22 protein-coding genes and 1 riboswitch are annotated in these 21,834 nt (G+C 65.5%); of the genes, 11 read left to right on the top strand and 11 right to left on the bottom strand.

The annotated features are described in order from the left end of the window. Positions 1–83: 83 nt before the first annotated feature. Both U1H82_RS12855 and U1H82_RS12850 read right to left on the bottom strand, forming a co-directional pair. Positions 84–1,235, bottom strand: coding sequence for a TDT family transporter (locus U1H82_RS12855; RefSeq protein ID WP_322965343.1), 1,152 nt, complete (start codon positions 1,233–1,235; stop codon positions 84–86). Further along, positions 1,232–2,104: a LysR family transcriptional regulator gene (locus U1H82_RS12850; RefSeq protein WP_322965342.1), complete on the bottom strand. Its 873-nt coding sequence runs from the start codon at positions 2,102–2,104 to the stop codon at positions 1,232–1,234. Before U1H82_RS12850 ends, U1H82_RS12855 begins: the two co-directional genes overlap by 4 nt. A gap of 146 nt (positions 2,105–2,250) precedes the next feature. Between U1H82_RS12850 and U1H82_RS12845 the strand changes: the two genes are divergently transcribed. After that, positions 2,251–3,318 (top strand): sulfite oxidase, encoded by a 1,068-nt coding sequence (locus U1H82_RS12845; protein ID WP_058717476.1) that lies wholly within the window; start codon positions 2,251–2,253, stop codon positions 3,316–3,318. Continuing rightward, entirely contained in the window at positions 3,315–3,827 is a 513-nt protein-coding gene (locus tag U1H82_RS12840; RefSeq protein WP_058717475.1) for an MgtC/SapB family protein, read from the top strand. The genes U1H82_RS12845 and U1H82_RS12840 overlap by 4 nt, the downstream gene beginning before the upstream one ends. A 51-nt stretch (positions 3,828–3,878) precedes the next feature. Here the strand turns inward: U1H82_RS12840 and U1H82_RS12835 are convergent, their stop codons facing one another. From U1H82_RS12835 to U1H82_RS12820, 4 genes are read right to left on the bottom strand one after another with little or no spacing between them, the layout of a single operon-like run. Further along, positions 3,879–4,649 (bottom strand): anti-sigma factor family protein, encoded by a 771-nt coding sequence (locus U1H82_RS12835; RefSeq protein WP_294195431.1) that lies wholly within the window; start codon positions 4,647–4,649, stop codon positions 3,879–3,881. After that, a complete protein-coding gene (locus U1H82_RS12830; protein WP_058744369.1) occupies positions 4,646–5,155 on the bottom strand; it encodes an RNA polymerase sigma factor in 510 nt (169 codons plus the stop codon). The genes U1H82_RS12835 and U1H82_RS12830 overlap by 4 nt, the downstream gene beginning before the upstream one ends. Position 5,156: 1 nt before the next feature. Continuing rightward, complete coding sequence (locus U1H82_RS12825; RefSeq protein WP_322965341.1) at positions 5,157–6,596, bottom strand: beta-propeller fold lactonase family protein; 1,440 nt, start codon at positions 6,594–6,596, stop codon at positions 5,157–5,159. A gap of 1 nt (position 6,597) precedes the next feature. Next, positions 6,598–6,963: a DUF305 domain-containing protein gene (locus U1H82_RS12820; protein ID WP_206543616.1), complete on the bottom strand. Its 366-nt coding sequence runs from the start codon at positions 6,961–6,963 to the stop codon at positions 6,598–6,600. A 164-nt stretch (positions 6,964–7,127) separates the two neighbouring features. Beyond that, positions 7,128–7,204: riboswitch (Fluoride riboswitch) on the top strand. A 23-nt stretch (positions 7,205–7,227) separates the two neighbouring features. Here U1H82_RS12820 and U1H82_RS12815 point away from each other — a divergent pair. From U1H82_RS12815 to U1H82_RS12800, 4 genes are all read left to right on the top strand, one after another. Continuing rightward, on the top strand, positions 7,228–8,586 hold the full coding sequence (locus U1H82_RS12815; RefSeq protein ID WP_058717471.1) for a voltage-gated chloride channel family protein: 1,359 nt from the start codon (positions 7,228–7,230) through the stop codon (positions 8,584–8,586). Between the two features lie 26 nt (positions 8,587–8,612). After that, positions 8,613–8,981 (top strand): DUF190 domain-containing protein, encoded by a 369-nt coding sequence (locus U1H82_RS12810; RefSeq protein ID WP_058717470.1) that lies wholly within the window; start codon positions 8,613–8,615, stop codon positions 8,979–8,981. A gap of 189 nt (positions 8,982–9,170) precedes the next feature. After that, positions 9,171–10,940: a PAS domain-containing protein gene (locus U1H82_RS12805; protein WP_322965340.1), complete on the top strand. Its 1,770-nt coding sequence runs from the start codon at positions 9,171–9,173 to the stop codon at positions 10,938–10,940. Between the two features lie 5 nt (positions 10,941–10,945). Next, on the top strand, positions 10,946–11,329 hold the full coding sequence (locus U1H82_RS12800; RefSeq protein WP_058744373.1) for a response regulator: 384 nt from the start codon (positions 10,946–10,948) through the stop codon (positions 11,327–11,329). A 163-nt stretch (positions 11,330–11,492) separates the two neighbouring features. Here the strand turns inward: U1H82_RS12800 and U1H82_RS12795 are convergent, their stop codons facing one another. Genes U1H82_RS12795 through U1H82_RS12785 form a run of 3 tightly spaced genes read right to left on the bottom strand, consistent with a single transcriptional unit; the run spans position 11,493 to position 13,866 of the window. Further along, positions 11,493–12,983 (bottom strand): hypothetical protein, encoded by a 1,491-nt coding sequence (locus U1H82_RS12795; RefSeq protein ID WP_322965338.1) that lies wholly within the window; start codon positions 12,981–12,983, stop codon positions 11,493–11,495. Further along, complete coding sequence (locus tag U1H82_RS12790) at positions 12,983–13,198, bottom strand: hypothetical protein (protein ID WP_322965337.1); 216 nt, start codon at positions 13,196–13,198, stop codon at positions 12,983–12,985. Before U1H82_RS12790 ends, U1H82_RS12795 begins: the two co-directional genes overlap by 1 nt. An 11-nt stretch (positions 13,199–13,209) precedes the next feature. Beyond that, positions 13,210–13,866 carry a hypothetical protein gene (locus tag U1H82_RS12785; protein ID WP_322965335.1) on the bottom strand — a complete coding sequence of 219 codons (657 nt, stop codon included), beginning with the start codon at positions 13,864–13,866 and terminating at the stop codon, positions 13,210–13,212. Between the two features lie 232 nt (positions 13,867–14,098). Here U1H82_RS12785 and U1H82_RS12780 point away from each other — a divergent pair, with 232 nt between their 5' ends. Both U1H82_RS12780 and U1H82_RS12775 read left to right on the top strand, forming a co-directional pair. Further along, positions 14,099–16,033: a MobA/MobL family protein gene (locus tag U1H82_RS12780; RefSeq protein WP_322965334.1), complete on the top strand. Its 1,935-nt coding sequence runs from the start codon at positions 14,099–14,101 to the stop codon at positions 16,031–16,033. A gap of 204 nt (positions 16,034–16,237) precedes the next feature. Continuing rightward, a complete protein-coding gene (locus U1H82_RS12775; protein ID WP_322965333.1) occupies positions 16,238–16,804 on the top strand; it encodes a hypothetical protein in 567 nt (188 codons plus the stop codon). A gap of 55 nt (positions 16,805–16,859) precedes the next feature. On the opposite strand, the gene U1H82_RS12770 is transcribed toward U1H82_RS12775, so the two are convergent. Then, positions 16,860–17,528 (bottom strand): hypothetical protein, encoded by a 669-nt coding sequence (locus tag U1H82_RS12770; protein WP_322965332.1) that lies wholly within the window; start codon positions 17,526–17,528, stop codon positions 16,860–16,862. 128 nt (positions 17,529–17,656) lie between these two features. After that, complete coding sequence (locus tag U1H82_RS12765; protein WP_322965331.1) at positions 17,657–19,861, bottom strand: S8 family serine peptidase; 2,205 nt, start codon at positions 19,859–19,861, stop codon at positions 17,657–17,659. 457 nt (positions 19,862–20,318) lie between these two features. On the opposite strand from U1H82_RS12765, the gene U1H82_RS12760 reads away from it, so the two are divergent. The 3 genes from U1H82_RS12760 (at position 20,319) to U1H82_RS12750 (ending at position 21,752) form a co-directional block, all read left to right on the top strand. Then, positions 20,319–20,627: a hypothetical protein gene (locus U1H82_RS12760; protein ID WP_322965330.1), complete on the top strand. Its 309-nt coding sequence runs from the start codon at positions 20,319–20,321 to the stop codon at positions 20,625–20,627. A 71-nt stretch (positions 20,628–20,698) separates the two neighbouring features. After that, complete coding sequence (locus U1H82_RS12755) at positions 20,699–21,208, top strand: hypothetical protein (protein ID WP_322965329.1); 510 nt, start codon at positions 20,699–20,701, stop codon at positions 21,206–21,208. 55 nt (positions 21,209–21,263) lie between these two features. Next, positions 21,264–21,752: a hypothetical protein gene (locus U1H82_RS12750; RefSeq protein ID WP_294192031.1), complete on the top strand. Its 489-nt coding sequence runs from the start codon at positions 21,264–21,266 to the stop codon at positions 21,750–21,752. Positions 21,753–21,834 lie beyond the last annotated feature (82 nt).

Below are 21,834 nucleotides of genomic sequence, written 5' to 3'. Positions count from 1 at the left end.
GCTCTCCTGTGGCCAGCCACGCTGGCGGATCGAAGGGACGTTCTGCAAGTGATCGAACCGACTGATCCGATCACCACGGCGGATCAGTTCGGGGTGGCGATGCAGGGCGAGACGAACAGGTTGCCCCGCCATGCACCGGCTAGCGTCTTGGCACCGACCAGCAGCCACATCGCCGCGAGCGCAACCGTCAGCACCGTGCCGACGATACCGAAAAACATCAGGTTCAGCGTCGTGCCGAGGCGGAAGGTGGCGACGGTGTAGACGCCGAGCGGGAAGGTGTAGCCCCACCAGCCGAGATTGAACGGCACGCCGGCGCGCCAGTAGCGGATGGTGATGAGCGTCGCGAGCGCCAGCCACCACAGGCCGAAACCCCACAGGCAGAGCCCGGCGACGACGCCGATCCCTTGTGCGACGCTACCAACACCGGCCAGCCCGTGCGCCGCGAGGATCGCCGGCGCATCCGCCCCGAGCACCAGCATACCCAGCGCCCCGGTGCCGATCGGCCCCAGCGCGAGCCAGGAGGATGCCGCCATGCTCTCGTGCGGGAGCTTATGGAGCGCCATGCGCAGGATGAGGATGGCGAGGATGCCGAACGCGACCGGCACCGAATAGGCCCACAGCACATAGGAAGTCGCAAGGGTTACCAGCTGCGCTTGGGCGTCAACCAGATGCGGCGCGAGCAGCCCGCCGCTGGCACCCGCCACTTCGGCAGCGACGACCGGCAACAGCCATACCGCGGTCATGCCGTCCAGGCTGTGCTCGTGGCGGGTAAACATCAGGTACGGGATCAACACGCCGCAGGCGAGCGACATGGCGACGTCGATCCACCACAGGACGTGTGCGACCGGCACGATGCCGTTACCGAACCGCGCGATACCGAAGGCGAGGCATCCGTTGATGATCGTCGCCAGGCCCATCGGGATGGTCCCGATGAACATAGACACGGTGTTGTGCCCGAAGATGCGCCGCGCCTCGTGCCCGAACATCACCCAGCGCGCACCATAGAGGTTGGCGAACAGCGCGAAGAGCGCGATGTTGAAGAACCACAACACCTCGCCGACCGGCTTCAGCGAGGGGCCAATGCCGGGCACCTGCGGTAGCGCGAGCGCGAGGATGCCCGTGCCCATCGTTGCGGCGAACCAGTTGGGCGTGAACTGGCGGATCATCTCGCGGGGGTGATCGAGCCGGCTGAGCGGCTTGAGGCCGGTCAGGACCGAGGGGGTGTCGGCAGTCATGCGACCTGCTCCTTGATGAGGTCCGTCAGCGCGTCGGCCGCGCGGGTGCGATAGCGCTCCTTGTGGCGCAGCGCGTGAAAGGCGCGGTCGGGCAGCCCGAGCGGCAGCTCGACCAGATCGCCGGCCTTGAGCGCGCGTGCGACGACCAATCGCGACAACACGGCAACGCCGGCACCGGCCTCGACCGCGGTGCGCACGGCTTCGTTGGACGGCAGCGTCATCGCTACCGTCAGCTGGGTCGGATCAAACCCGCGCTTTCGCAGCACGTCCTCGAAGGTCGAGCGCGTGCCCGAACCCTGCTCGCGGACGATCCAGCGTGCAGCCCGAAGCCAGTCCTCGTCGACGCGCCCGGCGTCCTCGCGGCCGACCAGCACCATCGGGTCACGCCCGACATTCCAGTGGGCGAGCGCCGGTTCGTCCACCTCGCCCTCGACAAAGCCGAGTTCCGCCGCGCCGCTCAGGACCTGCGCTGCTGCACCTTCGGTGTTGTCGATCGCCAGTTCGACCGCGATCTGCGGGTGGCGTTCGTGGAAGGCGGCGAGCTTTGCCGGCAACCAGTAGCTCGCGATCGTCTGGCTGGCGACGATCCGCAACGAACCACGCGCGAGCCCGGCATAGTCCGCCAGCATCGTCTCGGCATGGGCTGCCCGCCCCAGCACCGCGCGCGCTTCCTCCAGAAAGCCGCGGCCTGCTTCGGTCAGCTGGATGCCACGCCCGACGCGGTGAAACAGAGGAACCCCGTAGCGCGCTTCGAGGGCTGCGACCGCGCCGGAGGCAGCAGACTGCGTGACATTCAGCGCTTCCGCTGCCTTGGTGACGTGTTCGCGCTCGGCGACACCGACGAAGATTCTGAGCTGCTCCAGGGTCATGCAGCTTATATCGCGCAATCTGATTGATACGACCAACCGTTTGATCTGTTTATTCCAATCTGGATATCGGAACGATCGGTAATCCTTCGTCTGCGACAGTCTTGAAGACTTGAAGCGATCCGCGCGCTTGCGGCGTTGGTTCGTCCATGACTGATATGATCGAGCGCAAATCCGATCCTTACAACGCCGAGCCGACGCCTAACGCGCTGATCGAACGGTTCCTGACGCCGCAGGCGCTGTTCTACGTGCGCAGCCATGGTGCAGTGCCTGACCTGCCCGCTGATCACCGGGTCGAAGTGAGCGGGACAGGCGTGGCGAGCCATTCCTTTTCGGTCGAGGAGTTGAAGAGCACGTTCGCCACACACACAGTGACGGCTGTGCTCCAATGTGCCGGCAACCGGCGCACGGATCTCCAGCAGGTCGCCAAGACCTCCGGCGATCCGTGGGATGTGGGCGCGATCGGCAATGCGGAGTGGACCGGCGTACGACTGTCCGACGTGCTAGATGCGGTCGGCGCGCCGGATGCGTCCGAATTGTTCGTGGGCTTCACTGGCGCGGACGAGGTGGACGTGGACGGCGGCGAAGCCTTGTTCGGAGTATCGATCGCCATGAGCAAGGCGCGGGAGCCCGACGTACTCCTCGCCTGGGCGATGAACGGCGAACCGCTGACGCCCGAACATGGCGCCCCGCTCCGCATGGTGGTGCCGGGCTATGCAGGCGTGCGCAGCGCCAAATGGCTGACGCGGATCGAGGTGCGCGACACGCCCTCCGACGCACCGATCCAGGCGCACGACTACAAGCTCTTTCCCGCCGATGTGACGAGCGACACCGTCGACTGGGACGAGGGTCTGACCATCAATGCCATGCCGCTCAACGCCGCGATCTGCTCGCCCGGCTCGGGCGAAACCCTGCCGGCCGGGGAAGTGCGGATCGAGGGTTATGCGATCGCCTATGATCGCCGCATCTCGCGCGTCGAGGTGTCGGTGAACGGCGGTCGTGACTGGCAACAGGCGACGTTCGCCGATGATCCGGAGACACGCTGGAGCTGGCGGCGCTGGACCCTCGACGCCACGCTCGGCAAGGGGCGCCAGCATCTTGTCGTGCGCGCCTTCGACGAGGCTGGACAGGGTCAGCCTGAACGACCGGACACGATGTGGAACTTCGCCGGCTACCTGTGCACCGCCTGGCACCACGTTCACGTGCTGGTCGAATGATCGAAGCATCAGCGGCATCGGACATCACCTTCTGGATCGATGCGATCGGCCGGCTGGTGGTGGCGACCGCAGCCGGGATGGTGCTCGGCTGGGAACGCTCGCGCGAGAACCGGCAGATCATGGGCCTGCGGACGCTGGGTCTGGTCGGTCTGGCGAGTTGCATCGCCGTGCAGGCGATCGTGCATAGTGGCTTGCCGAACGTGAACGCCGATGCCGCAGGACGGGCGATGCAGGGCATTCTGTCCGGCGTCGGCTTCATCGGTGCCGGTGCGGTGCTGCGGGTCGGTCAGGGTCAGGAAGTGCATGGTTTGGCGACCGCCGCGTGCATCTGGGTCACCGCCACGATCGGCGCGGCAGCGGGATTGGCATTGTGGCCGCTCATCGTCGGCGGGGTGAGCCTCGCAATGCTCGTCCTGTTCGTCGGAGCGCCGCTGGAACGCCGCATACGCGAGCGGGCCCGCCTGACGCCGGCCGAGGCCGACAGGAAGGATGCCGAGCGCAAGCCGTGATCTCGGCGGTCTACCCAGTGCCTGTCGGCGCCGAGAAGCGGCAAGGCGCTATCAGGACACAAGCGCCGCATCGGCCTGGCGCCGGACCTCGTCGGCGATCGGATGCAACTCGGCCGCGGGTCGCTCGCCCACCACACTATAGCCGATCCCATCAACCGCCCATGTGACCCGGCCCATGGTCCCGCTGGACGTGCTGGTCATGCTCGCGGTCTTGTCGATCTGCATGGGCCTCGTCAGCACCGCGAGTTTCGACGCTTGCGGTCCGTCGTAGAGGAGCAGTGCCGCAGGGCCGTGAGGCGTCGCGACCAATCGCCCCCCGCCATAGCGATAGCCGGCTGTGCTGAGGTCCGGGATGGTGACGCGCTCACCCAGTCGGGCGGAGGTCCACCGGATCAGCATGGCGCGCTGGTCGGGGCCGATTTCCGCCGGTCGTATCCGGTCGGCGGCATAGACACGGAAATTGTCACTCGCCTCGTTGGCCAGCGCCGCGATGCCCGCGCGGGGTTCACCGCTCCACCGCGCGCTCGACCAGCCCCCGCCAAACCCCAACGCCAGCAGAAGTGACGCGGCAATGGCGAGTTGCCAACGCGGTTGCCTTTGCCGTCCCCTGATCGCTGCCACGCGCATCGTCGCCGGAATGGGTTCGTCCGCGATCGTGGCGAACAGGGATGCAAGGGCTCGCGCCTGCTCCGCCTGCTCCCGCAAACGGGCATGCAGATCCGGCTGGCCTTTAAGGTAGGCGTCAACCAGGCGCTGCCGCTCGGGCGACAACCTGCCATCGATCCATGCGGCCAGATCGTCCTCGCCGATCGGGCTGGTCATTGCACGCTCCTCAATCGCGGCCGTTCACCCTCCCGGAGGAGGGTCGCCAGACGGTCGCGCCCCCGCGATATGCGCGACATCACCGTGCCGAGCGGTACGCCGACGACGGCAGCGACCTCCGCATAGGGCAGGCCCTCGACCGAGACTAGGAGCAGCACCGTTCGCTGCTCCTCGGGCAACGCATCAAGGGCGCGCAGCAGGTCGCGGTGGTGTAGGCCTGTGTCCTGATCGGCCGGACGGCCGAGCGTGGCGTCGTCCACGAGGTGGAGCGGAACCGCTGTGCCTCGCCGGCTATGCTGCCGCTGATGGTCGACCAACAGATTGTGCAGGATCGCATAGACCCAGGGGCGGACCTCCGCACCCCGTCGCTGTCGCCAACGCCCGACCGCGCGCTCCAGGCAATCCTGCACCATGTCATCCGCCATCGCCCGGTCGCGCAACCACGACCGGGCATAGCGGCGCAGACCGGGGATCAGTGGCTCGATCGCGGCGGCAAGCGGGTCCATCTCAGTCGCGCTGCACCTGCACGATGCGGCCCGGTGCGCCATTCACTACCTCGGCGACCGCCAAAAAGCGCCGGGGGGCCGCTGCACTGCCCTGAACGATCTGCCGGATCGGACCAGACGCGTTGACGATCGCCGCACCTGCCGGGTTGCTCATGAAGTTCGCAAGCGGCTCTACCGCACCGCTGCCGTCCGCATTGGCAGTCAGCACGAGCATGTAAGGCTTTTTGGGCTGCAAACCGGTCACGGCACTCTGCACGACCTGAATGATGCCCTGGTCGAAGAGGGTAATGCTGCTTGCCGTACCATTGCCGCCAACCGGCCCCATAGTCAGATGCACCGCCTTGCCGGCCGTCCCGAGCGGTTGGAGATTGTCGGTGCCGGGGCCTGTCGGGACAGCGTTCGGCACATAAGCGATCGCCTGCGGTGCCTGTCCGACCGGCACGGTGGCAACGACCGTGTTGCCGGCGGTGTCGATCGCGGCGAGTTCATCGGCATTCTCCAGCCCGACGTAGATGCGCCGGCCGTCGCCCGATGGCCAGACGCCGTGCGGCATCTTGCCGACCGGGATGGTGGCGACGGGCGCGAAATCGGACGTGCGGAACACCTTCACTGCGTTTTCCCCGCCGACCGTGACATAGGCGAACTGCCCGCTGGTCGTGCGGGCGAAGTTGACATGGTTGGTGATCGGCCCGGTATCCAGCACCTTGAGGATCGCGAAGGGTGGCCTGGCATCGAATGCGACCGTCTTGCCGATGTCCTTCAGCGTGAACCACACCTGCTTGCCGTCCGGCGTTGCGGCGATGTTGGGACAGAACGGGCTTGGCTGTGCCACCTGTCCGACCTGCGCGTGGGTCGCGACATCGAACACGGCCAGCACCGGATTGAACGACGAACAGACATAGCCGTACCGGCCATCGGGCGAGAAGATCGTCATACCCGGACCACCGGGCGTCTTGATGCGCCCCGTCTCCTTGTACGTCGTAGGGTCGAGCACGGCGATATAGTCCTCGCCGCGGACGGTGACCCAGACCTCCTTGCCGTCCGGTGTGAAGAACGCCTCATGCGGACTGCGCCCGACATAGGTCGTGTGCTTGACGGTGTTGGTGGCGGTGTCGATCCACGACACGGCGTTCGATCCGATCGACACGACTGCGAGGGTCTTCCCGTCCGGTGAGAAGCCGAGGCCGTGAACCAACACCTGCCCCTTATAGAGCGGCGAGAAGTTCATCGGCTGCGGATCGCCGAGTTTGATGACGCCGAGCAACCGGTTGTCGGCCGGGTCTGTCACCGACACTGTGTTGGAAAATTGTTCGGATGCATAGACACGGTCGCGGTGGCTGACGGGTACGTCCCTGGCGTTCCACGGCGCCTGCTGGGCCATGGCGATGCTCGGTGCGGCGCTTATCAGCAAGGCGGCCGAGCGCAGGATGGTCCGGATCATGTCAGTGCTCCATATGGCTATGGTGGTCGCCGCCCTGCGTAGGGGCTGGCGTCGAAGGGGGTAGCGGCTGACCGATCGCCAGCTTCATGGCGGCGATCTCCTGCTGCTGATCGATGATGATCTCTTGCGCGATGCGCTTGAGCTGCTCGTTATGGCCGTAGCGCAGCTCCGCCACCGCCATATCGATGGCACCCTGATGATGCGGAAGCATCATCGCCACGAAGTCACGGTCGACGTCGCCGGACGGCTTGACCATCATGCCCGCCATCATCCGGTCCATCGCGGCAGACACCATGCTGGCGTAGCCATTGGCAGGGGCGGCCGCGGCTGCGCCGGTGAGTAGGGTTAAAGCAGTCAGACCCAGCATCCAATCTCGTCTATGCATAAGCCTCCGGCGCATCAGTCTCGAAAGCGTAGACGATGCTCGTCGGGGTTTATTCCATGGGTGAGCCAATTATTGATCCTCACCAAAACAATGGTCTTATCGTAACCCTGCCGTTGGTTGACCAGGTCGCCGTCAAACAGCATATGGTCGGGCACGGCGATGGATTTCCGCCGGGCCATTCGGCCGAACCGCCCTCGCAAGGGCCGATGATTCCTACCAGGCGCCGCAAGGCAGCAAGGAGGAATCGTGCGCGCGACGTTTCGCAATCTCTACGACCAGTTCAACATGGCAGCGTTCATTCGCGATCGCCGCACCCATGCCATGTCGGTGCTGCGGTGGACTTTGATTTTGGTACCGATGGCCGCAGCGGTGGGAACGCTATGCGCGACCTTCTTGTGGAGCCTCGATGCCGTAACCCGGCTTCGCTTTGCCTTTCCCTGGCTGCTCTACCTGCTGCCGATCGGCGGGTTCATGGTCGGACTGCTCTATCATCTGACGGGGCGATCGGTCGAAGGCGGTAACAACCTCATCGTCGAGCAAATCCACGAGCCGGGGGGCGGTGTGCCGCTGCGCATGGCCCCGCTCATCTTCTTCGGCACGGTCGTGACACACCTGTTCGGGGGATCGGCGGGGCGTGAAGGCACCGCCGTGCAGTTGGGCGGCAGTCTCGCCAGCGGGTTCGGCCGCGCACTCAAGCTGGATGCGGAAGCGACACGCACCCTCCTTATGACCGGGATTGCGGCGGGGTTCGGCGCGGTGTTCGGGACGCCGATCGCGGGCGCAGTCTTTGCACTGGAGGTGCTGGCGATTGGCCGGGTCGAGTATCGCGCGCTAGTACCATGCCTGGTCGCGGCACTGGTCGGTGACTGGACCTGTCTTGCCTGGGGCATTCACCACGGCGTCTACCATGTCGATGCGATAATACCGGTCGACGCGCCGGTCGTCGCCAAGGCCGGTGTTGCCGGCATTGCCTTCGGACTGACCGGGCTGACCTTTGCCGAGGCCAATCACGCGCTAGGTGGATGGCTGAAGCGTCTCGTTCCCTATGGCCCACTACGACCCGTTATTGGCGGGCTGGCCGTGATTGCGCTGGTCTGGCTGCTCGGAACCCGCGACTATCTTGGCCTGGGTACGCTCGCCGCGACACCGGACAGCCTGACCATCGCCAGCTTCTTTGGTCCCGATACGCACTCGTGGAGCTGGGCGCTGAAGCTGCTCTTTACCGTCGTGACCCTGAGCGCGGGCTTCAAGGGGGGCGAGGTCACGCCGCTGTTCTTTATCGGCGCGGCGCTCGGCAATGCGCTCGCGCCGATGTTCGGAGTACCGTCGGGGCTATTCGCAGCGATCGGCTTCGTCGCGCTGTTCGCGGGCGCGGCCAACACGCCACTGGCTTGCACGTTCATGGGGATCGAGTTGTTCGGCGCGGCCTATGCGGTGCCGATCGCAGTCGCGTGCTTCGTCTCCTACCTCTGCTCAGGCCACAACGGCATCTACCTGTCGCAGCGCGTCGCCGTGCCTAAGGTGCCTGCCGCACACCTCACACCCGACGCCACCCTGCGCGATGCCCGCACGCACCGCGCTTCTCGCCGGCGCACGCGCGCCTGATTCCGCTTCCCACCGAAAGCCATGCCATGCCCGATCGTTTCACCGTTCAGCACCGCGAAGTCGGGATGCTGCGCATCTATCTGAAGCCCTCCGACAAGATCGGCTCACGTCGCTTCTGGGGGGCAAAGCCGCTCTATCGCGAGCTGATCCGGACCGCGAAGGCGGACGACATCATCAACGCCGTCGCGCAACACACCCATTACGGCTTCAGCAATCGCGGCCCGATTCGGGAAAATGGGTCGGAGATTGCCGATCCACATCTGACGATCTGCGTAGAGCTGGTCGGTGACCGTGACCAGCTCGACTTATTTTGTCGGCGGCATGGCGATCTGCTTGGCGACAAAGTGATCGTCTACAAGCAACTGGAGCATTGGACGATCAGGCGCAAAACTTAGCGAACCAGAGCCTGATCGGCGTTCCCGGTTGGAAACGACCAGCAAGATGGCCGAGGCTTTCCCATTAGGATGGTATTTGAGACTGACAGTCAACCTGCGGTCCAAGCAGCTATATTCCCGTCCGCGTGCGGCTTTGCTAAATGGCGGATGAGGATGTGCCAGGGGGCTTGTCCGCCCTTAGACGCCCTAATGATCCGCGCCCAGCCTGTCAGTTTCTTCGACCGGATCGTAGCCTGGTCACTCCACCTTCAGCTCCCGATCGTGGTCCGGTATCTGCTCGCGGCGATCACGATCCTTGCCGTGGGCTGGGGACGTGTCCTGTTCGTACCGGACACGTTGCCGTGGCTGCTGTTCATTCCTGCGACGATCGCCATCGCGTTGGTGGCGGGCAAAGGGCCGGGGATTTTTGCAGCCTTTCTGTCGGCAGCCACCGGCATCGCATCCCTCGGCACCATCGAGCATCCCACCTGGGTGCCGCGGCAGCAATGGGTGGCGGCATCCCTGTTCCTCATCGTCATGCTTGGCATTGTCATGCTGAGCGCCGAGTTGCGCGAATCCCTGCGACGGGCACGGCGGCTCAACGAGGAGCTTGTCGAAAGCGAGCGGCAGGCGGTCGAGCGGCAGGCCTTCCTGTCCGGCGTGCTGGCCAGCTCAACGGATTGCATCAAGGTCCTCGACCTCGACGGCAAGCTGACCTTCATGAGCGAAGGCGGACAGCATGTCATGGAGATTAGCGACTTCAATGAGGTCGTCGGCTGTCCGTGGCCGGACTTCTGGCAGGATGCCGGCAACGCCGAAGCCAAGGCCGCGATCGAGGCAGCCAGGCGCGGTGAGGCGCGCAGCTTCATCGGCAAGGCCGACACCTATCGCGGAACGCCGAAATGGTGGCACGTCGCGGTCAGCCCGATCGCCGGGCTGGATGGGCGCCCCAACCGCATCCTGTCGGTGTCCCGCGATATCACGAACCTGCGCGCGAGCGAGGAAGAGCGCGACCGCTTCGTGCGACTGGCGGAGAACAGCACCGACTTCATCGGCATGGCCCGTACCAACGGCAGCGTCTTCTACGTGAACGATGCGGCGAGGCGCCTCGTCGGTCTGGAGGATGCCGACATCACGCAACTGACCATCGCCGACTTCTTCCCACACGATCGGATCGAGACGGTCATGCGCGAGGTGCTGCCGGCGGTGGACCGCGACGGCCACTGGGCCGGCGAGCTGGATTTCCAGCATTTCCGCACCGGCGAGCTGATCCCGGTCCTCTATTCCGTATTTCCGGTCACCGACGCGATGGGAACGCTGATCGGCTACGGCACCGTGACCCGCGACTTTCGCGAACGGCGCCATGCCGAAGACGATATGCGCCTGATGAACGGCGAACTGGCACATCGCCTCAAGAACGTGCTGGCGGTCGTCCAGTCGATCTCCCAACAGACATTGAGAACCGCCCCTGACATGGCCTCTGCCAGCCACGATCTTGGCGCACGTCTCGTCGCTCTGGGCGCGGCCACGGACGTGCTGACTGGCACCTCCTGGCGCTCGGCCGACCTGTGTGAGGTTGCAACGCGCGCGCTAGCACCGCACGGCGCAATTGGCGAACGCATCCTGCTCGACGGCCCAAGGGTAAACCTGAAAGCCGAGGTGACGGTCGCTTTCGCGCTGGCGCTGCATGAACTGGCAACGAACGCGGCCAAATACGGCGCGCTGTCGAACGATAGCGGTACGGTGACGTTTGGATGGGACATCGCTGGCAAAGGTGCCGACGCCACCCTGTCGATCTGCTGGCAAGAGCAGGGTGGCCCGTTGGTTTCACCACCGCAACGCAGAGGTTTCGGATCGACCCTGATCGAACGCTCACTCAAATCATATTTCAGGGGGCGGGCGGCAACTCATTACAAACCGGAAGGTTTGTCGTTTGAACTGGAGGCGCGGCTGAGTGATGCCGCGACCACGGGCGAGTAGAGAGTATGGGTCAGAGCAATCCGATCGGCAGCAACACGGTCCTCATCGTCGAGCCTGAGGCGCTGGTGCGCTTTGACATGATCGCCTTCTTTGAAGAGCGTGAATGGCGCGTGTACGAGGCCGAGGATGCCGACCAGGCGATGGACATACTTGACCAGCGCAAAGACATCCGGGTTGTACTGATCGACGCAATGGCGAGCGGGCGGATGGATGGGCTAAAGCTCGCTCATTATGTTCGCGAGCGATTTCCCCCGACATTGTTGTTCGTTGTATCAGGTAACGTCCCGATCCCGCAGGATGCTTTGCCGCAGAAGGCGACTTTCCTCCCTAAACCTTTCGACCTGCACCGGGTCATGCGTCAGATCGAGCAAAGCCCCGTCACGCCTTAGCCTAAGCTATCTTCCCAAAAACGAACATGTTGCGAGAATTGGACCTTAGAACGGTACGATTCACTGTCCGGTGGCAGGCCCATTCTCTAAACCTGTTCCCGATTGCCCATTCCCAAAACGCCTGGTCGGAGATGGAAAAGCGGGAATGGATTTGATCGGCGCCTTACCCACATGTCAGGCGATGCTCCGGCAGGACGTCGAGCAGGTAGAAGGTCCGGCGTACGTCATGTTGATCGCCATGATCATCGCCGATCTGCCGGTCGCCAGCGCGATCAAGGAATGCCAGAGCGGCATTGATCGGCTGCTTGCCCGTCAGCTCCTCGCGGGCGTCGCCGTCACATGTCCGCGAATGCAGATCCTTGTCGTTCAGCACCGTGATGCGCCACGCTAGCAGCAAATCCCTGGAACGCCTTTGCCAGCCTTTCGGCATGTCGCGACGATTGAAGGCCGGTAGCGCCATGGCCTGACGGGGAAGCGGCCGGGTGCCCCGAACGGGCAGAAGTTCCTGAACGAACGCTTCTACCTGCGCTTCCGCCTGTTGATAGCGCAGGATCGCCACGCTCGATGCCGCCAGGGGCGACAGGCCGGAAAACCACATCGGGTGAAAACTCTTCGAACCGGAATGCGAATTGCGGGCTGCGACCAACTGCTGGAGGAAGGCTTCATTGGCGCCCTCCAGCCGCTTCGCGATGCTCTCCATCAGGACGGCGACTTTTCTGGCAGCGCGGCGCGGATCGATTCCTCGTTCGTCGGCTTCCCGTTCCACCTGCACCCGAAGGCGGCGGATCAATGCGCGTTCCTTGACGAGCGGGTTGTCAGCACCTTCGTCGGTTCCGGCATCCCGATGGGCGCGATAGAGATCGAGCAGGTGGACCAACGCCTCGCGCATCTCGCGCGCGCCCCGCAGCACAGCGGCGGGTTCGACGACCGTTTTGTCGGAAGAGAGAAGATCACCGAGCGGGGCCGAGGTGATCTTTGCATTACGGGCGAGGATCATCTGCACGTCATGCGCGCACCAGAGCAGTGCCTGGCATTCTAGCGCCGCCTTGACCCTGGCACGGGTTTCCACCGTCATCGTATTGTCGCCGGACGCGATGAGGTCAGCACGAAGAGCCTGGATGACGCGACGGTGGTGCCCCGTCACCAGCCAGCGATACAGCGGCCGACAATCGCCCCGGATCTGCCAGAGGTTGTGGATATGGGCGGTGAATCGGCTCATGCCGCCGCCTCCCCCCGGCCAGCCTTCAGCGATGGTATCGACGAGATTTCGATCCCGCTTGCTGGTGATCATGCGCAGCGCGAGGTCGGACAGTTCCTCTTTGCTGTCGGGCACGTATTTGCCGGGCAACAGCTCTTCCTTCTGGTCGAGCACCCCCATTGGGAGCCGCGATAGATCGGTCAGCGCCGGATCGAAGATGCGGCTGGCGAAATCGTCACTTGCGACCCCGCCATAGTAATATTCCTGGTACAGGCACGCCATTGCCGCGTCCGGGTCGATCTCACGGCTGGTGACGACGAGTCGCACGAGCGAGGGCAGATCGCGGATGGTCAGCGTCTTGCTCGCGGCGGCGATCTTCTGGCGGCGACGGGTTTCCTCCTCGCGGGCGGTGCGGACGCGTCGCCGCTCATCTCGACTGGGTAGCAGCAGTTCCATCACAGCTTCTCCAGTTCCTGATCGATGCGCGCCTGCAGACGAGAGGCGAAATCCTGCAGCTCACGCTGCAACATCGCGGCCTTGGCATAGGCGGTGATGCCGCTGCGGCCGCGCTTCTGATCGTCTTCGACGGCCGTCACGGCGGCGGCGAGCGCAGCGGATTTATCGTCGAACAGCGCAAATGCATCGTCGATGTCGTCGGGCATGTCGATCATCTTGGTTCCTTTCAGAGGTCGGTCGGCAGGGGCGGCTCCTGCCAGTAGGTTGGGTTGCCGCCGTGGACGTGGATCCAGTCGAAGGCGTCGCCGCGGGTCGCGGGGGTCTCGGTGGAATCGGGAAAAGTGATGCCCAGCAGCTCTTCGAGCGTGCGGATGAGGAAAAGCTGGGCAGTGGTGATGTCGCGCTTGCGCCAGCGCTCACCGGGGCCGGTCCGCCCCGAGGTGATGAACCGCTCGACCTCGGCGCGGTAAAGCGGCGCACGTTGCCGCCACTGCAGCACGCGGCCCCATTGGCGGCACCACGGCCCGATGGCCGGATCGGCCAGCAGCGCCCTCACCTGCCCGGCAAAGCTGGTGTCGCCATCATGGCGCGGCAGGCGATCGATGAGCCGCGGGATCCGGTCCGAGTGGCTGAGCAGCCCGAGAAGCGCGGTGTCGTCGACCTCGCCTAGCCCGAGCATCACGAGCACCGACCCCAAGGCGTATTTGCGCGCGTCTGCAGACCCCGGCCCGCCGCGGCGCTTGTCCATGGCGTGTGCCTGACGCTGGAGCTCGCGAAGCTGCGCGTCCTCGGCGGCGATCTTCGCCTCGAGTTGCTGGCTGGTGCCATCGATGGCCGCCCGGAGCCGGGCGAAGTCTCGCTTGCGTTCGTCGTCATGGGTCATGCCGAACGGCGTGTCACGACGACGAGCAGCTTACCGTCGACCTACCCCGACGAAGTCGAACGGCGGCGCCGGCCCTTACGGGTAGGTAGACGGCACCACCCATGGGCCCAGGATAGAGCGAAGGGGTGAAGGAGTGGGGGGTGGTGCGCGATAAAGTGTATTTCGGGGCTAAACGCCCCCGAAAACTGCTCTGCGCCACCCCCCCACCATGACGGGAAGAAGGGTCGACGTGGTGAAGCTTGCAACGCTCCGGAAAGGCGCACCCGCCGTCGCCGCACAACTGGCGGCGGCGCGTAGCGCGCGCAACCGTGCGACGCGGGCGGCCCATATCGAGGCGGCGGAAGAGCGTGCCTCGGCCCGGCGCTACAAGCGCGCCCGTGCCCGCGAGGATCGCGAGCGGGCGATGACCAAGGGCGTCCGGGTCACGGTCGCCGAGCATGAACGACCGCGCACCAAAGGGCGCGCGCCGCACAAGCTATTCTATCGGCTTGGCGGCAAGGCGATCCGTGGGCGGCTGCTGACGGGAGGCGCGGCATCGGGCACCCGGTCGGTGCATTTCGCAATGACCGCGCGCGGCTTTGCGTCGAAGACCGGGCGTCGCTGGCGGACCGGCGAAGGCGAGCGCGCCGCCCAGTACATCACCCGCGAAGAGGCGCTCGAGGGCGGCGAGGCCGGCTGGTGGTCGACGATCGCGCAGGACCGCAACGAGCTCGTCGCGTTCCACCGGGCCAGCGAGGCGCTCGAGAGGCACGACCGCGGCAATGCCAACGTCTATGTGACCGAGATCGTCGCGCTACCTGCCTCGGCCAACGCACGCCAGCGTCGTCATATGATCCGTCGCTATTGCCGGTATTTCGACGAGCGTGGCCTGCCGTACACGGTCGCGATGCACAAACCTGATCCGCAAGGTGACGTGCGCAACTACCATGTCCACATCGTTTATTCGCTGCGGCCCGCCACGCGCCTCGGTCCATACGACTGGCGCTTCGCCGTATCGAAGGTGAGCGATGTCAACACGCCCGAGGGCATCGCGACGCGGCGCAAGCTGGTGGTCGACGCGATCAACGCGACGCTGCGGGCTAACGGTAGCGGGCAACGCTACACCCATTTGTCCAATCGTGCGCGGGGCATGGCACCGCCTGCGCGGAAGATCGGCCAGAAGCGGAATTGGGTCATCCGGCGGCTCGCCGATGCAGAAGCGGGGTATGCCCGATTGGTCCGGTTGAAGACGATGATTGACCGGTTCGGCGACGGTATTCAGACTATCGCCAGGGCTCATGTGGCGCAGGATGTCGCCAAAGATCGCCTGACCGACAAAGCCGATACCATTGGGAAGGCGCTGGGCGAACAGAACAGGCGGCTGGCATTCTGCCGCGCCCACCTGACGAACTGGCTGAATGATCGCCGTCTCCGTCAGCGCCTGCGCCGTCACGAGGACGCCTTGGCCAAGGCGAAGGCGGCGATCGAGGCCGATCTTGCCGCGGCGAGTGCCCTGATCGATGCGACGGATCAGCGCGCCCGTAATGTCGATACGGCGATCCGGAAGACCGCGGCGGACCGTCTTCGGGCCGTTCGCCAGCGTGTCGGCATAGTCGAAATCACTGCCATGCGGCTGGAACAGCTCCGTGGCGACGCGAGGGATCGTCTCGAACGCTGCCGAGCGGTTCTGCGCGCGCATCACACACGCGTACCGGCATTGTCACCGTCAGTCCGCGTCGCAGACGATCGGGTCGACGTTCCTCCGAACATCTCGCCCGAACCCACGATCGGCCTCGCCGAAGCACTGCGCGAGCGGGAGGTGCAGGCACTCACCAACATCCATGCGCAGACATTCGTCAAACTTGCTGGGCTGGGCGCCAGGCCGATCCGCGGCGCCAGCGGCCGTTGGACGATCGATACCGTCGGCCTGTCCGTTGCAGAGCGCCGAGCAGTCGAGCATCCCGCATTGGCCGCGGAAACCCAGCGGCGTCTCGCAATCATGGCTGCTGACCCTCCGGCACCGATTACGCCGGAAGTGGTTGTGCCACCGCAACCTGCGGATCGTGCGCCCGCCATCACAGTCGATCCCGCTGCACCAACGGTACGGCGGCAGCCCCCGATACTGAGCAAAGGGCCGAGCGATGTCGGACCCGGCTCGCCGTCCCGGCCACGTGGCCCCGAACGCTGATGGCGAAAAGCGAAGATATCAGGCGAACCATGGCCTGAGGATGAAACGGGAAAGGAGCCTGTCGGCTGCACCATAATGGTGAAAATGGACCTGAAGGCGACGCGAGCAGCCCCGCGCCGCCGGACTGGAAATGATATGAAGACGAAGACGAACGTGGTGCCCGGCTGGCTGAGTCCCGCGCAAGTGATGGATACGCTGTTCGACGTGCGCGAGCCCGGGTGCGAGGAACTGGGCTATGCTCTGCTCCGCCCCCGCGCCAAGCAGAAGGCGAACAGCAGCTCCGCGCTGATCCGCGCGAAGATGGCACCGGTCGAGCCGACCAGCGTCGCGCGCACGACCGCCTGCGGCATCCCGGTGACCGCCCGTCAGCATCGGCTCGTGCTCGCCCGGGGTGTCGGGGACATGGCACTGGCGCCGCTGCTCGAAGAATACGACCGGGCGGTTCGCCCGCACCAGCGCCTGCTCGCCGGCGTGCTGACGGTGCGCGGCGATATCAGCGCGCCGCTCCACGACCTGTTCGACATGGCGACCAGTTACGCCGCGATCCATCTCGCCTGCGGCCGCTCGCTAACCAGCGTAGTCGTGGCGCATGCCCCCGGCGATGAACTCAGCCGCGCGCTGCCGCACGTTCATATCTGCATGCTGGCGCGCCAGCACACGCCGAGCGGCTGGGCCGCCGAGCACCCCGATCTTGCTGACACGACGCACCGCATGTGGGCGGAGGAATGGAGCGCGTTCCGCAACGGGTGGGAGCAGTTGGCCGCCGCCTGATCATGTGGACGGGGCGGCGATGCCGCCCCGTCTTTAGCCGGATTGGCGAACCGCGTCAGAACGACGATTTCGGGTCCGTACCTCCACCGACCGCACGGCTGACCGCATTCTGCCACGCCCGCTCCGCCGCCACGCCTTGCGACAGGGAGATGTTCAGCTTGCCATAGACGTCGAGCTCGGCCGCAAGACCCTGATGCGGATTGCCCCAGATCTGGCGGCACCGGTCGCCGCCCGTGCACCAGTTCGCCTCGTAGATGGAGGCGGCAACCTGCGAGGTTTCGGGCTTGCCGTAGCGCTTGACCATCTCGGCGGCGATCTGCTCGGGCGTCCGTCCGGCGGCGGGGGCGACGTATTTTACCAACTTGACGGCGTCACCGGTCGGCATCGGCTGGAACTCGACGGTCAGGCGCTCGTCGCCTTTCGTCGCGTTCATCACCGCAATGCCGTTCTTCGGCTCCTCGATCGGGAAGACGTCGCGCTGCCGCTTGGCCTCGTGGTCGACGGTCGCGGCCCAATCCTCGCCCGCCGACGTCTCGACCTTCCATCCGGTACGGGCAAGCGTCGCCTGCACCTCGGGCGCGGCCATGCCGATACGGATGCCCGCGATCGTCAGCGGTGCGGCCGCGGTCTTCGTCTGCGCCGCGGCCTCCTGCTCGGCAACCGAGGCCGATCCGCAGGCGGTGAGCAGCGCCAGCGCGGCGGCGGCGGTGAATTTCGTCATCATGTCATGTCCTTCTTCTGGACGCGCGGGTTCGTTCGCCGGGATGCGTCCCGGCGTGGCAGGTCCGTTGGGGGTGTGTTTCTAGGGGTGGGCTGTGCTTGCCGGTGGCGAGCGGGCCCGTACGGCGAGCCTCATCGCAGCACCAGCGCGACGAAGCCTGCGGTGTCCTGCGCTCCGGCGACGTGGCCGGCGTCGAAGGCATGGGCGACGCCGAGCCGCAGCGAGGAGGTGGGCGACAGCGCAGCCGACCAGCCAAGCTCGACGTCCATCTCGCGTGCGGTCGGTGTCAGGTCGACGCTGGTCAGGCGAGTGGCGAGCACGCCGGTCATCAGGTCATAGGCGACGGGCGCCTCGACTACTGCGCGGGCGCGCTCGAGCCGGAGCGGTGATGATAGACCGAGCGTGACGGTACCGCCGCCGAGGCGATGCGCGGCGTCGAGCGCGAAGGCCGTCCCGGTCATCGGGCCGGTGAAGCGCAGCAGGTCCGATCCGCCAGCGATCCGAGTGGCGGCGGCTGTGGCCCGAGCCGACAGCAGGACGCCTGCAACGCTGCGGCTGGCAGTCAGGGTGGCCAGCGTAGTCCGGCTGCCGGAGAGGGCAAATCCAGCGGGGCCGCGCAGTCCCAGCACCTGACCGCGTTCAGTCAGGTCGGACAGCTCGACACCAAGTCCCAGCGGCGTCGCAAAGGTGACACTGCGCAAAGCAGAGCGGCTGTCGCGCGATGCGCCGGAAGCAAAGCTCGCCGACCAGCCGCCGCCGCTCCACGAGGAGGACGTGCCGACCGGCGCGGCGACGACACTGCGCAGGGCAGAACCGGTGATGCCCGCGCCTTGCCCGATCGCGGCATTGGCGCTGAAGCTGATCGTCTGTCCCGCAGCAGGCGAGAAGGAGAAGGTGGCCGGGCGGCCGGAACGCGCCGCGGCCCAGGGACCGGTGGCAGCGGAGGCGAACCCCAGTTTTGCGTCGTTGGCCGTGGTGGCCAGCCACGGCGTATCGATCGTCCCCAGCATCGCACCCGCTAGCAACCCCGAACCCCGGCTGCGCGGTGAGGCGCTGCCGGTCATGGAGAAGTCGCGGCCATAGCGGTCGAACACCGTCATTCGGGTGACGGCGGCGGACAACTGCCCGCCGCTGCCGAACGGGCTCGACAGGCTGAGCGACGAATAGCGCGCCAGCACCATGTCGGCGGCGGCGAAGGCGCTGGCGGGGGCCTGCGCCTTCATCGCCGCCTCGATGTTGAGCAACCCAGCGCCGAAGATTTGGTCTGCACCCTTATCGCCGAGGTCGGTCGCGGTATCGAGCAGGATGCGCGAGATCGCCTTGCCGCCGAGCTGCGGCCAGTTTTGCTTGAGGAGCGCAGCGGCCCCGGCGATCGCGGGGGCGGCGAAGCTGTTGCCCGTGACCGTGGTGATTTGTCCGTCCTTGCCAACGACGCTGACGTCCGTCGCGACCACCGCAAGCGTGCGGTCGGCAAGCTCGCCGGGCAGGCCATTGCCGCTCGGCGGGCGCAGCGTACTGTCGACACGGATGCCGAACAGGAAATTATCCCTGTTTTCCAGATTGTTGCCGAGGAGATTGCGGGTGATCGTGCCGGGTGCGGCGCTCTTGTCGTCGACGAAGTTGGAGACGGACTGGACCAGCAGCCGGTCGGCTTTGACGACGCCGTCCATGGCGGTGCGTTGGTCGATCGCCACCTGACCGGCTGCCTCGCCGTTCAGGCTCAGCGAGATGACAAACGCGCCTTTCTCCACCGCATAGGTGATGGCCGGGGCGATAGCCATCGGGTTGGCGCCATCGGCCTCCTTAATGACGGAAGTGGCGGTGACGTTCTCGAGATTCGGCGCTGCGATCTTGAGCGCAAGCAGCGTCGCGTCATAGGCGACGCCGTGCATGCCGTTCCCATTCCTGGCTGCCAGCGCAACCGAGGCGACTTCGGTGCCATGGCCTTGCACATCGTCGAGCGGGAAGGTCACCGTCTCCGGTGCACAGGTCGCGCAACGTGCGATCTTGTTCTCGAACGCCTTGCTGTCGGGCGAGATGCGGCCGGCGAACTCGGCACTGCTGGTGGCGATGCCGGTATCGATGACCGCGATGGTCACGCCCTTGCCGGTGATGCCCTTGTCATAGGCATAGGCCGTTTTCGCACCGACGACCGCACCGGACGCCTTGTACTCGGGGCTATCCGCAGCACTGGGCGGCGGGGTTGGCGTGGGAGACGGCGTCGGTGTCGGGCTGGGCGTCGGCGTGGGGGCAGGCGTCGGGATCGATCCGGACGAGTTAACGCCTCCACCGCCTCCGCCGCCACAGGCCGCAAGTAGCATGGCGGCCGAAATCACCGATGGTATTTGAAATGCTTTCCGCCACCGGCGGCTGTGTCCCGCAACCATACGCACCCCCGTGTCGGGCGATGCATCGGCTTCCCCAGCCGGCGGCACCGCCCCGTGAAACGAGGCGATGCCGGCCCGAAAGCCGGGGATTGGAAACCTGTGATGAGACAGGCGCGAGCGTCTTTGGGCCCTGGAAGAGCCTTGGACATCCACGCCCGCTCCCCGGCCGAAATCTCTTTCGACCGGGCATGCGGCTACCCATCACGAGGTTTCCACGCCTCGGTCCGCCTGCTGGCGAACCGGCCTTGTGTAAGCGGAACCCGTTAACGAACCAAGTCCTGCCGTGCAGGAACGTCGTTCGGGTTGCTGCAACATGCGGCAAGCTGGGCAGCTTCTTTTTGAACAATATGACGTAGTTCGAGATACTTACCTCCTGCGGCAGCAACAATCTGCTGGAGGAAAGAAAATGAAGCGACGCCTTACGCCCCTGTGGTTCAGCGTGAGCGCCGGACTGCTGCTGACCGCCCTAATCGCCGGGCGATGCTGGCAGCTCCAGCCAGCTGGCAGCATCACCGGCTGGGTGCCGGCCATGGCCGAGGTGTATTGCCCGGCCGCCGCGATCCATCGCTCCGGCACCATCGCCGACAGCGCCCGAACCCTCGATGGCTGGGCCTATGCCGTTATCGGTGACGCCATCGTTCGCGATGGCCGCGATCGCTGCCGCGTGAGGCAAGGAAAAGCGGCCGGGGCGGAGCGAAGCCCTGAAGAGAAATGAAAATCGAAGGGGCCTGATCCGGACCAGCCGGTCCGGGGATCACGCTTGTCCTGCAAAGGCTCCGTCACCCCATGATCCATGACACGCTGTCGACCGCCTCGGTCGCGCTGATGAACTTCGTCCTCGCAGCCCTGGGCTGCGATGAACCCACGCCGATCTTCGGCAACTCCGGCCTGCCCGGCGCGATCGAATGCCTCGATCACGACGTCATCATCGCGATGACCCCCATCACCGAGCCGATGTTCGACCAAGCGCTGCTGCGCTGTGCCGCGACGCGCCGTCGCGATACGCTGTTAATTCGACATGGTTTCCACCCCGAAACGATCGACCCCGTCCGCGTCGACGTCGCGCTGCGCTCGCTCACCGGCCCGCTGCTGCTCACCGATCTCGCCTTCTTTCGCGACCGTGACCGCGACCTGCATCTGGTGCCCGAGCGCGGGGGGCTTTCGGTGAAGATCGGCCACGACGGAATCGAGGTCGCCACCCGGCTGCCTTGGGACAGCATGTGGGACCGCGCCGCCGGACTGGAAAACGCCGCAGCCCAAATCGTGCTCGCGTGCCGCAGCGAGCACCAGGGTTGAGATGAACGACATGATGAACGGCCCCGATGCGGGGATGAAACAAGGAGATAGAATGATGACCGTCATGACCTTCGAAGCCGCAGTCACCCGCGCCATCGTCAAGCTGCTGCTCGGTAGCCGCAAGCTCAAGCCCGGCGTGGTCATCACCGGTGGCGATCCGCTCGGGATCGAGGACCAGATCAAGATGGGCCGCCACGCGGTCGAGATCGATGCCGATGTGTTGCACCTCGAATATCGCAACCATCCGACCCCGGCGCTGACCAGCATTGCGCTGTTCCTGCCACGCGATGGCCGCTGCCACATCCAGAGCGGTTGCCGCCCGTGGCTGTCGAAGTCTGGTAACCGCGGGCTGATCCTGCCGCAGGCCCATGTGCGCGGCCATTTCCGCCTCGCACCGCGTGAGATCGTGCACATCGACGGCAAGCCCGCCGACGATCTGAGCGAGGGCGTGGAACGCGCCAGCGCATGGCTCACTCGGCAGGTCATGCGGCCGGGCGTCCAATATGACGACGCGCAGTGCACACTGTGGGCGCAAGCCGCCTGATCAATCGGACGAGGGTCTATCACCCTATACGGACGAGCCGGGCAATTCGGACACCTGCCAATAAAATTGTTACCTTCGTGTC

This window comes from Sphingomonas fuzhouensis, from assembly GCF_034659795.1.
Lineage (GTDB): Bacteria > Pseudomonadota > Alphaproteobacteria > Sphingomonadales > Sphingomonadaceae > Sphingomonas > Sphingomonas fuzhouensis.
This window is presented reverse-complemented; position numbering and strand designations above follow the sequence as displayed.